Annotated in this window: 7 protein-coding genes and 1 pseudogene; 3 read left to right on the top strand and 5 right to left on the bottom strand. The window is 36.6% G+C overall.

The features are described 5' to 3' along the window. Positions 1-281 (bottom strand): response regulator (locus tag F6K15_RS26330; RefSeq protein WP_293066483.1); only part of this gene is annotated, 281 nt, incomplete at its 3' end. Positions 282-944: 663 nt separating this feature from the next. On the opposite strand from F6K15_RS26330, the pseudogene F6K15_RS39125 reads away from it, so the two are divergent. Then, a pseudogene (locus F6K15_RS39125) lies at positions 945-2,035 on the top strand (RNA-guided endonuclease InsQ/TnpB family protein); the annotation flags it as partial. Between the two features lie 181 nt (positions 2,036-2,216). Here the strand turns inward: F6K15_RS39125 and F6K15_RS26310 are convergent. The 4 genes from F6K15_RS26310 to F6K15_RS26295 form a co-directional block, all read right to left on the bottom strand. After that, positions 2,217-5,168, bottom strand: a complete 2,952-nt coding sequence (locus tag F6K15_RS26310) for an adenylate/guanylate cyclase domain-containing protein (protein WP_293066477.1) — start codon at positions 5,166-5,168, stop codon at positions 2,217-2,219. A gap of 133 nt (positions 5,169-5,301) precedes the next feature. Then, on the bottom strand, positions 5,302-5,751 hold the full coding sequence (locus F6K15_RS26305; protein WP_363268750.1) for a response regulator: 450 nt from the start codon (positions 5,749-5,751) through the stop codon (positions 5,302-5,304). Beyond that, positions 5,748-7,676 carry a PAS domain S-box protein gene (locus F6K15_RS26300; RefSeq protein ID WP_293066474.1) on the bottom strand — a complete coding sequence of 643 codons (1,929 nt, stop codon included), beginning with the start codon at positions 7,674-7,676 and terminating at the stop codon, positions 5,748-5,750. The genes F6K15_RS26305 and F6K15_RS26300 overlap by 4 nt, the downstream gene beginning before the upstream one ends. 376 nt (positions 7,677-8,052) lie before the next feature. Beyond that, entirely contained in the window at positions 8,053-8,325 is a 273-nt protein-coding gene (locus F6K15_RS26295) for a hypothetical protein (protein WP_293066471.1), read from the bottom strand. A gap of 358 nt (positions 8,326-8,683) precedes the next feature. Here F6K15_RS26295 and F6K15_RS26290 point away from each other — a divergent pair, with 358 nt between their 5' ends. Together F6K15_RS26290 and F6K15_RS26285 are read left to right on the top strand one after the other, a co-directional pair. Then, complete coding sequence (locus F6K15_RS26290) at positions 8,684-10,216, top strand: ferredoxin--nitrite reductase (RefSeq protein WP_293066468.1); 1,533 nt, start codon at positions 8,684-8,686, stop codon at positions 10,214-10,216. A 119-nt stretch (positions 10,217-10,335) separates the two neighbouring features. Beyond that, positions 10,336-11,073 (top strand): hypothetical protein, encoded by a 738-nt coding sequence (locus F6K15_RS26285; RefSeq protein ID WP_293066465.1) that lies wholly within the window; start codon positions 10,336-10,338, stop codon positions 11,071-11,073. Positions 11,074-11,612 lie beyond the last annotated feature (539 nt).

The raw sequence follows: 11,612 nt of genomic DNA, 5'->3' as shown, positions 1-11,612 counted from the left end.
AATTCTCGATCGCCTTGACCTGTGACTAATATAATTGGTGTCTGACAATTTAAGTCTATTGCTGTTTTGAGTAATTCTATTCCATCTTTTTCTCCTAGACGATAGTCAAGCAAACAAACATCATATTCTCCTGTTTCTATTGCAGCTAATCCCCCTTCATAAGTATTTTCCCAATTCAGAGATATTGTTGGTGATTCTACTTCTGACAAGATGTCATCAATGATGATAAAATCATCTTGATCATCTTCTATTAGGAGAACATTAATAATCTGCTTTTCCATGATATAAATATTTATTTACTAAGTTTTAATTTGAGAATAATATTTAAGTACTAATATCAATTTTATGTGAAGCTGCATAGAATTCGGTGTTAGGTGTTAGGTGTTATACCAATTTTATGTGAGGCTGCACAGAATGATGAAATTCATTAATTTGTCTGTCTCGATCTACAGTAGACTCTGATTAAAATATTATTCTATGCAACTTTATATTAATTTGATATAATACCAAATTATCGGTGCATTTTTTACTAAAATAAATTGGCTTAAGCTATGTCTGGGAAAAAAATATAACTCAACATTAAATATACAAATAATTTTGCTTATTTACTTATTTGATCGCTGCTAAAGTTCTTTAATACATCACCTAACTATCCATATATTTGTAAGTCTTCAGCTATTATATCATGTCTCTTTAAATACCCACAAATAATATACTTACAGCGGTTTTCCTGCACGGTAGACCACAGTAGGGACGTTCCATGGAACCTCCCTAAAGAGTTTTGCTTGTGAAGATGTGGTTCATCAATTTGAAAAGCGCTGTATTATATAGTTGAGAGTAGGGGAGTGGGGGAGCATTGACTTAATCAAATAATAACGATATAATAAGTTATAAAGCGTACTATTAGACAGACTATGTTTGCTGCGCACATGAAACACAAGTAAATGAAATCCATTAGAACCAAGCTCAAACTCAATAACAAGCAGAAAACTCTCATGGCTCAACACGCAGGCTACTCACGTTTCTGTTATAACTGGGGTTTAAGTTTGTGGAACGCAGCTTACAGAGATGGTTATAAACCTAATGCTCGTAAACTTAGAGAGGTTTTTACTAACTATACAAAGCCTCTTTACCCCTGGATGAAAAACTTGTCATCTAAAGTTTACCAATATGCTTTTATTAACTTGGGTGAGGCATTTAAAAGGTTTTTTCAGGGGTTAGGTAAACGCCCAAAGTTTAAAAAGAAAGGTAAGTCTGATTCATTCACCATAGAAAACCAGTGGAAAACCAATAGAATTAAATGGATGGAATCATAAATTACCTTTTATTGGTTGGGTCAAAACTTATGAACCAATTGAAGCTACAACTCAAAAAATAACTATTAGCAGGCAAGCAGGTGATTGGTATCTAAGTTGCAGCTATGAATTTACTCCGACTTCAACACCTAAAAAGACTGAAATTGTTGGTGTAGATTTAGGAGTAAAAACTTTAGCAACTTTAAGTGACGCTAAAGTATTTGAAAGTGTAAAATCTTATCAAAGATTTGAAGCTAAACTATCTAGAATGCAATACCTAAATCGTCATAAAGAGGTAGGTTCTGCTAACGGTCGGGCGGCACAACTAAAGATAGGGAGATTACATAGAAAAGTAGCCAACATCCGTCAAGACGCACTTCATAAATTGACAACATACGCAAGCCTTGAACCACAACCCACCCCCATCCCCTCCTGGGAGGGGAGCAAGAGGGGTGGGTGAAGATTTGAATGTTCGCGGTATGTTAGCTAACCAGAAGCTAGCTAAATCAGTTAGCAGATAGTGGTTTTATGAATTCCGGAGACAGCTTAAATACAAGTGTCAATGGTATGACTCTGAGTTAGTAGTAGTTGATAGATTTTTTCCATCGTCAAAGACTTGCTCAAACTGCGGTCACGTCCAAGATATGCCCTTAAATGTAAGGACTTATGACTGCCCGTCATGTGGCTTGTCAATAGATAGAGATTTAAATGCCAGTATAAAGAGCGAGAGATGCGGTCGGCTCGACCGTAAATGCCTGTGGATGAGTAACCGCCGACGGCCTCACAAGAAGCAGGAAGTAAACATCAAATTGTCATACTATATGACGCTTTGTATCGGTTTTATAGAGCAGTAGCTGATTAATTCTAATACAAAGAGCAAAAAGACTTTCCATACGCAAACCCTAGTTAATACCTGAATTGCTAAACGCTTACTTCTACTTGTTCTTTCAGTAGATAGGTAGTCATATTTCCTTTTCCCTTAATTGAAATTTCACCTCGCTCTTCAAAGACAAATTTTTCTTTGAGTCGCTGATATATAACAGAGGTAACTTGAATTTCACCATCAATACCACTAGACTCCATTCGAGATGCAATATTTACAGTATCACCCCACAGATCGTAGATAAATTTAGTCTGACCAATAACTCCAGCAACTACAGGTCCGACATGAATACCAATTCGTAGAGTTAGAGATGTTTGTTGTTGAACGCAAATACGCTCTAAACAAGCTTGCATCTCTAGTGCCATATTAGCGATCGCCTGTAAATGGTCTTCTTGTTGTATTAGCAAACCACCAACTACCATATAAGCATCTCCAATAGTTTTAATTTTTTCCAAACGATACTTTTGGGCTAGTTGGTCAAACTCCGAAAAAATCAAATTCAGAAAATCTACAAGTTCAATGGCAGAAACATTTGAGCAAAATTCAGTAAATCCTACCAAGTCAGCAAATAACACACTCACATCATCAAAACTATCAGCAATCGATCTTGCTCCTGTTTGCAGGCGTTGAGCAATTTTAGCTGGCAGAATATTTAGCAATAATTGTTGCATTTGTTGTTTCTGAAACTTCAAAGCTTCCTGTGCTATTTTTCGCTCGGTAATATTGGAAACAGTACCCTCATAATACAATAATTTTCCCTGAGAATCATTGACAGCGCGAGCATTTTCAGAAATCCAAATTGTATTACCATCTTTGCAATAGACTAAGGACTCAAAATTATGTACTGCATTATCTGCTTTCATTGCCAATATAAATTCTTGCCGTCGGTTTACTACAAAATAAACCTGGCGAGAAATATCTTGAATACTCTTGATTAACTCTTCTGGCGAACTATAACCACACATTTTTGCTAATGCCATATTTGCACTAATAAAACGTCCAGAAGGAGTAGTCTGAAAAATACCATCAACAGCATTTTCTACTATCTCGTGATATAGTTGTTCTGCAATTCTGAGAGATTCTTCTACTTGCTTATGTTGGACTAGAGAGCCTAATTGAGTAGCTACTACCTCAATTAATTGCATTACATGGAGCTGCCGAGATAGTACTTTTTTGTTAAAGAAAATCAAGATTGCCAACACTTTTTTTTCGACAATAATTGGCACTCCAAAAGCTGTTTTTAAATCTGCTATAGCAGCTAATTTTGACTCAATTGAAAAATCTTCAACCCACTCTGATTTTTGAGATGCAAAAATTCTACCAGGTAAACCATTATTATGACTAAAAGTTAGTTTCATGCTCTGGTCTCTACACTCAAATAAATCTGGTTTTTGAGGACACCAACCTTGACTACATTCGAGCAAATTAGTATCTTGATTCGGAGTCCATGCCTCACTAAAATCCCAATCAATTAATTGACAACAAGACTGAAGAATAATTGCTAATGCAGAATTAAAATCATCTGCATTATTAATAGATTGAGTAGTTTCTAATAAAAATCTGATTTCGGATTCAGCTCTTTTTCTTTCTGTAATTTCTTGTTGTAAAGATAAATTATTATCTGTTAATTCTTGGTTTAAGCTTTCTACATATTGATAAAGTTGAGCTTGTTGAATAGCGATCGCTGTCTGAGCTGCCAAGCGTCTTAATAAGTCAGTTTCCGATATTTCCCACTCTCTATTTTCTCGACAATGATGAGCTATTAATAACCCCCATACATTAATTTCTGATTTTTCTGTATGATTTTTGTTTTCAGTTTCGTTTGTAATTAAGATAGGTAGCACTATATTTGCTTTCACCTGAAATTGTGTCAGCAGTTCTGCATAACATGATTTAATTTTTGATTGATTAATATTACTAATAATACTAAAATAACCTTGTTTGTAACGTTCTAAAATATTGCTATTGGGAAAACATGGATCTACTATTGTCATTCCTAACAGTGAAAGACAATTTGCTGCTAAAGATTCTTTTTCTACCACACCATGACCATTTGGTAAGAAACGGTAAATTAGTACCCGGTCACACTGCAAAAATTCTCGCACCGACTCTACTGTCGTTTCTAATATTTCCTCTAAGTTTAAAGATTGATGAATTCTGTCTATTACTAGACTTAATAAATGCTCTTGTTTTCTGATTTTTTTGACTTCTAATTCGGCTAGTTGGCGCTTTGTAATATCTAGAATTGTGCCAAATATGCCGATTGATTCTAAGTTACTATTTGTGATTAAAGTCGTCTTAGTATAAAGATATCTCACTGTTCCGTCCGGGCGAATTATTTCATATTCACATTCACACTTTTGTGTTTTCTCTAAGATTAAAGCCATATTTTTAGACCATAATTTTCGACTTTCAGGAAGGAACATTTCGAGGAATTCTGGATAAGTTGGTTGCTTTTGAGTTGAACTCAGACCAAAAATCCGAAATACTTCATCAGACCAAGTTATTTTCTGTGTTTTTAAGTCTAATTCCCAGTTTCCTAAATGGGGAATTTTTTGAGCTTCTTGTAGTTTTTCTTGACTTTCTTTGAGGGCAATTAAATTTTTATTTCTTTCAATGACATAGCGAATTACTCGCTCTAATGTATATTCTCGAATTTCTAATTTATTCAAATAATCTGCTGCTCCAATTTTCATCGCCAGTAGGTCTAATTCTCGATCGCCTTGACCTGTGACTAATATAATTGGTGTCTGACAATTTAAGTCTATTGCTGTTTTGAGTAATTCTATTCCATCTTTTTCTCCTAGACGATAGTCAAGCAAACAAACATCATATTTTCCTGTTTCTATTGCAGCTAATCCCCCTTCATAAGTATTTTCCCAATTCAGAGATATTGTTGGTGATTCTACTTCTGACAAGATGTCATCAATGATGATAAAATCATCTTCATCATCTTCTATTAGGAGAACATTAATAGTGTATTTTTGCATAAAAGTCTGCTTGATTTTATATACTATGAATCATAGTTATACCCAGGTAAACAATTGTCATCGCAACCAACATAAATCATCTAATACATATAATTTTCCCAAGAAATTAGAAGGGAAAATTTCCCCAGTAGATTCAATATTCTCTAGCAGGGAGTTCAACAATTTCAAACCAATATCTACTCAAACTTTGGATGACTGTTATTAATCCCTCAAATGTTACTGGCTTGACAATAAATGAACTAATTCCTAATTGATAAGAAGTATAGATATCTTCTTCTTCTTTAGAAGTAGTTAAAACTACAACAGGAATTAAACGTAAATGAGGGTCAGCTTTAATTTCTTTGATCGCCTCTCGGCCATCTTTTTTGGGCATATTTAAGTCTAACAAAATTATTCCTGGCTCAGGCGAAGTTTTGATGTCTGTATAAGCACCTCGATGATATAAAAAATCTAATAATTCTTCCCCATCTTCAACAAGATATAGCTTATTAAGTAATTTACTTTCCTCAAAAGCTTCCACCGCCAGGAGACGATCGTCCTCATCATCTTCAGCCATGAGAATTGGTACTGGTCTTCTATTCAACTTAAGATATGCTCCTTTTGCTTTTCTACAGTTTGTTTAATGGGCAAAGTAATCACAAAAGTAGTTCCTTGATTGGGGATACTACGAGCAGTAATATTACCATTATGTCTCTCTACTATTTTACGACATATTGCCAGACCTATGCCAGTACCTTGATATTTTTGCTTGCCATGCAGTCGTTGGAAAGGAGTAAATATTCGGTCTAAATATTTTTCCTCAAAACCTATTCCATTGTCGGATACCATAATTTGAACTTGATTAATTTCCGACTGTAAAATTGCTTCTACCTTGACAATGGGGCAATTTCCTGGTATGTGAAATTTAAGTGCATTGCCAATTAAATTTTGGAACAATTGTCGCATTTGTATTGAGTCGGCCTGAATGGTGAGTAACTCTCCTACTTCCACCTGAGCTTTTGTTTGTTCAATGGGGTTTTCCAAGTCGTCAATAACTTCTGCCACTATTTGAGAAAGGGTTACAGGTACATAGGGTTGCGCTTTAGTCGTAATGCGTGAGAAGTTTAATAAATCCCTAATTAAAATTTGCATCCTTTTGGCAGCACTCTGCATTCTTTGTAGATAGTCTTGCCCTTTTTCATCTAACACTCCCCCATATTTAATTTTGAGGCGATCGCCAAAGGTCTGAATTTTCCGCAGTGGTTCCTGCAAGTCGTGGGAAGCTACATAAGCAAAATCTTCTAGTTCTTGGTTACTGATTTTTAGCTTAGTAATGAGTCTTTGCTGTTCAGCTTCATGTTGCTTGCGGGAAGTAATATTTTGAATTTGAGAAATGAAATACAGAGGTTCACCTGATGGATCTTTTACTAGAGAAACACTCAAAATTGTCCAGACAATATTATCTTCCTGATTAATGTATCGCTTCTCTATCGTGTAGAAGTTGATTTCGCCCTCTAAGAGCTGCTGTACAAAAGCAAGGTCAGTAGTTAGATCCTCAGGATGAGTAATTTCTGGGAAGGTTAACTGTATCAATTCAACTTCACTGTAACCCAGCATTACACACAAAGCACGGTTAACCCGGATAAAATTTCCATCTGGTGATACCAGGGCAATACCAATAGGTGCATGATCGAAAGCTAGACGGAAACGTTCTTTTCTTTCTTGCAATATTTTTTCCATCTGTTTGTGTTCGGTGATATCTCTAGTAGTAATAGCAATACCATCTGTTAGAGGAACTACCATATGTTGCAACCAGGAGATATTGGGAGTAAAGAGATTTGTGGAAAACTCTTCTTTGAAAACTTTACCTGTTTCCACAACCTGAACGTATTTTTCCAAGAAACCTCTAGTATCGTTGGTAGGAATTAGTTCAGACAGTCTTTGTCCCAATACTTCTGATTTAGTCATAGAAATGAGTTGTTCGGCGCGGGAGTTTAGCTCTACAAAAATAAAATCAACAATACGTCCAGTTTCATCCCGCAGACTATTAAATATAAATAAACTATCTAAACTTGCTTCCGCAGCAGCATAAAATTTAACTTCGCTTTCTCGTAATTGAGTTTCTATACGCTGGCGTTCTACTATTTGTTTCTGTAGTTCCTGATTTGCTTTTTCTAGTTCTTCTGGACTAGGCAATAGTAAAGCTTGAGGTATGAGAATACGGAGTTCAAAAGCTGTAAACAATGAAATTATGGCAGTTATAGCTTTCAAAATTCCTGAAAACCAGTAAGTGGGATGCCATAAGGTCCACACATCTAGAACATGGGTTGTCCCACAAGAAACAATAAAGGCGCTAAATAGCCAGAATATAGAAGGAAAAGGTAAATCTTGTCTTTGCTGGATAAAATAAACCAACATTAAAGGGATAGAGAAGTAAGCAACAGCAATCAGAATATCTGAGATTAAATGCAAGCTAACTAAACTAGGATTCCATAGATAACAGTGTCCATGAGGAATATATTTAAACATATTTTTTGTGAAAGGCAATAGAGAAAAGAAAACAGCGAGAAAGAAATTAATTTTAAAGTGCGCCTGACGATTCTAAAAAGTTCTGTATATTTACAGTTGAGCAACTTGAAACTTTTGTCTAGTAAATGCTGACTACTGACTTGTATCTTTTTGATTTTAAGCTGACCCACATATTGAATTCTACCAATTTGATAAATGTTTGCTACAAATAGCTAGGGTATTTTTTAGGAGTCAGGAGTCAGGAGTCACGAGTCAGAATGAATGTCTTCGATATCATTTATTAGCCCATAAATCATCTTTTTAGTCAAAGGGACATTTACTGAAAAGTCTTTTTATCACCCTTATTATTCGTAACATTCTTTTTTCACACTTGGTATTACAGCACAAAAAATATAGAACCCCTGAGTGGTATCTTTGCAGGAGGTATGTACTTTTGGCTGTAGTCCTCAGTTCTGGTTAAGTCAGGAAATTCAGGAACGAGAATAGGGGAAAAAGCGGATGCGACCCCGCGACGACGACAGCTCGCTTGCGGAACGCGCACCAAGAGAGGGAATGCTGACCAAGCAGGTTGAAATTTGCTCCCATCTCCCCATCCCCCCATCCCCCCATCTCCCCATCCCCCCATCCCCCCATCTCCCCATCTCCCCATATCTTTATTAAATAGATCTCAAATGGCTTCTATAGAACAGTTATTAGCCCTTGTCCCTATATATCTATGTATGCTTTTGCAGCTAAAATGCAATAAACGCATTCTATATATACATTTTATTCATAAAAATATACATTTTGTAACAAAAAATACGAATATTTAATTTAAACTCATTTACATTAGTCAACAACAAATTAATAAAAATTTGACATTAGATGGTGACAACAGATGCAGAATTTTTAAACATTTTGATTTTCTAGTTGTCGGCTCAAAAAAATTAGTAATTGAGTCAATTCAAACATCTTACAGTTAGTTTTCCTAAAATTTATGAGACTGCCTACAAATGAGGATAATATAGATGACTGGCACAGTAGAGCGCCAAGAAAAACTAAATAAATTTGAGAAATTTAAAGCAGAAAAAGATGGTCTGGCAGTGAAAACAGAACTAGAAAAATTTGCCAATATTGGTTGGGAAGCAATAGATAAAACTGACCGCGACCACAGACTAAAATGGTTAGGTGTATTCTTCCGACCAGTAACTCCAGGGAAATTTATGTTGCGGATGCGGATGCCAAATGGATTCATCACCAGTCAACAAATGGGAGTCTTGGCAGAAATAGTCCAACGGTACGGGGAAGACGGCAGCGCCGACATCACCACCAGACAAAACTTGCAACTGCGGGGAATTAGAATAGAAGATATCCCAGAAATCTTTCGCCGATTTGAACAAGTAGGTTTAACCACCGTTCAATCAGGTATGGATAATGTACGCAACATCACAGGTTCCCCAGTAGCTGGAATAGATGCAGACGAACTTTACGATACCCGTGAGTTAGTACAGCAAGTCCAAGACATGATTACTGGCAACAGCAAAGGCAACCCAGAATTTACCAATTTACCACGGAAATTCAATATAGCGATCGCCGGATGCCGTGATAATTCTGTTCATGCTGAAATTAACGATATTGCTTTTGTTCCTGCTTACAAAAACGATAAATTTGGTTTTAACGTTTTGGTGGGTGGCTTTTTCTCCGCCAAACGTTGTGCAGCAGCTATACCCCTGAATGCTTGGGTAGAACCAAATCAAGTTGTTGCCATCTGTCGAGCTATTCTAGAAGTATTTCGCGATTACGGACTCCGAGCAAATCGCCAAAAATCAAGGCTAATGTGGCTGATAGATGAGTGGGGTTTAGATGAATTCCGCTCAAAAGTTGAGCAACAAATGGGGCAAACTCTAGAAACAGAAGCTCCAAAAGACGAAATTATCTGGGAAAAACGTGACCATATAGGGGTTTACAAACAAAAACAACCAGGGTTAAATTATATTGGGTTGCACATTCCGGTTGGTAGGCTATATGCTGACAATATGTTTGACCTGGCTCGTCTAGCTGAGGTTTATGGAAATGGAGAAATTAGGCTGACTGTGGAACAAAATGCTATTATTCCTAATGTTCCTGAGTCTAGAATAGAACCATTCCTTGGAGAAGCACTCCTAGAAAAGTTTTCCATTAATCCTCAACCATTAACTCGGGCTGTAGTTTCATGCACGGGGGCACAGTTTTGTAACTTTGCTCTCATTGAAACCAAAAATCGTGCCATGGCAATGGTAAAGGAACTCGAAGCTGAACTGTCAATACCAAAACCAGTACGCATTCACTGGACTGGTTGCCCCAACTCTTGTGGACAGCCACAGGTTGCAGATATTGGTTTGATGGGTACTAAAGCACGCAAAGATGGTAAAATGGTTGAGGGTGTTGACCTGTACATGGGAGGCACAGTTGGCAAAGATGCTAAACTCGGCAATTGCGTTCAAAAAGGTATTCCCTGTGAAGACCTCAAAGCTATTTTGCGGAATTTGCTAATTGAAAATTTTGGTGCTCAACCAAAGTAAATCGTAAATCTTACAAATAAAGACTGGAGAAGCTTAAATAGCGTTTCTCAAATTTAGTCTCACAGCAAAAATTTATTTATTAGACTCAAAGCAAAAAAACAACAAGGAGAATTTCAACAATGTCTACTACAATTAATACTTCTAACAATTCATCCGAAACAGCAAAATCTCTAGGTCTAAAAATTCTATCTGTAGTTGGGTTAACACTATTTGCTGGTTTTTATACTAATAGTTGGCAGCGTTCTCTAGCAGAATATGCTCAACAACAAGAACAAGAAGCAGAAGAAACAATAGTTGCTACATCCACTACTGATACTGCTCCTATTGTAGCCAGCGCACCCACATCAAAACCTACTATTGCTCCATCAACTGTTGCTACATCAACTACTAATACTGCTCCTATTGTAGCCAGCACATCAAAACCTACTATTGCTCCATCAACTTCTGTTGTTTCTTCCGCAGTTGATACTACCGAGTCAGTCTCAGCAGTCAATACAGTACCTGTTGCAGAAACTCAAGTAACTATGGCAGTTCCAGAAACTCAAGCAGCACCAAAAATTACTGACTCAAATACTCTTGAGAAATTAAACTCGATGCTGTACAACCAGATCGACCAAGCTTGGAAACAATATCCAACTTTTTCTGAAAATTTAGCCTATCGAGTCACAATGAACTCTGCTGGAATGGTTGCCAAGTATGAACATATCAATAAAGCAGCTTCCGAGTATATTGGAGAAACTCCTTTAGCCAAATTGACTAACTCCAGCATTCTTGATGATAACAAACCAACAGCAGAATATTTAGTGCTACTAACTCCCAATGGTGTACTTCAAGTTAACCAATGGTTAACCAAATAGGTCTTTGGTTTGAGATAATACATAGTAGGTGTTAGGTAGAAATTTATATATAATTCACTACTAACTAAAAATTGCACTGATAGTGATGAAAGTAAGAAACTTTTTGATGCTAAAGTGCTGAAAAATCTGCAAAATACATAAATTATAATTTTGGCCTACCTACTATGTTATTAGAAAAAAATTGAATTGTTCGCTTTAAACTAACACTTCACTCTGGTACTAATTTAATTCACAAATTTCATAACTGCCTCAGATTATTTTTAGTTAGACTTGTCAGCAAAATTAATCGGCGTTGTTGATTATGGGTATAATGCAAGCCCCCCTAACCCCCCCCAAAATTGGGGGGAATAAAACTCTAAAATTCCCCCGTTTTATCCCCCTCCCGTCCCCCTTGGAAAGGGGGAAGCCAGAAGATGCTGCGCTTTTTGTTGAACGGGGGATGCGCGGGGGCGAAGGCGAGAACAAAATAATCGCTCATTCATACTTCAATTCAGCAACGCCAATTAATCTTTGTTTGTGACCTTACATCGCCTTAATAA

The organism is Okeania sp. SIO2B3, from assembly GCF_010672525.1.
Classification (GTDB): domain Bacteria; phylum Cyanobacteriota; class Cyanobacteriia; order Cyanobacteriales; family Microcoleaceae; genus Okeania.
Note: the sequence above shows the minus strand (reverse complement) of the source record. Positions and strands in the feature narration are given on the sequence as shown.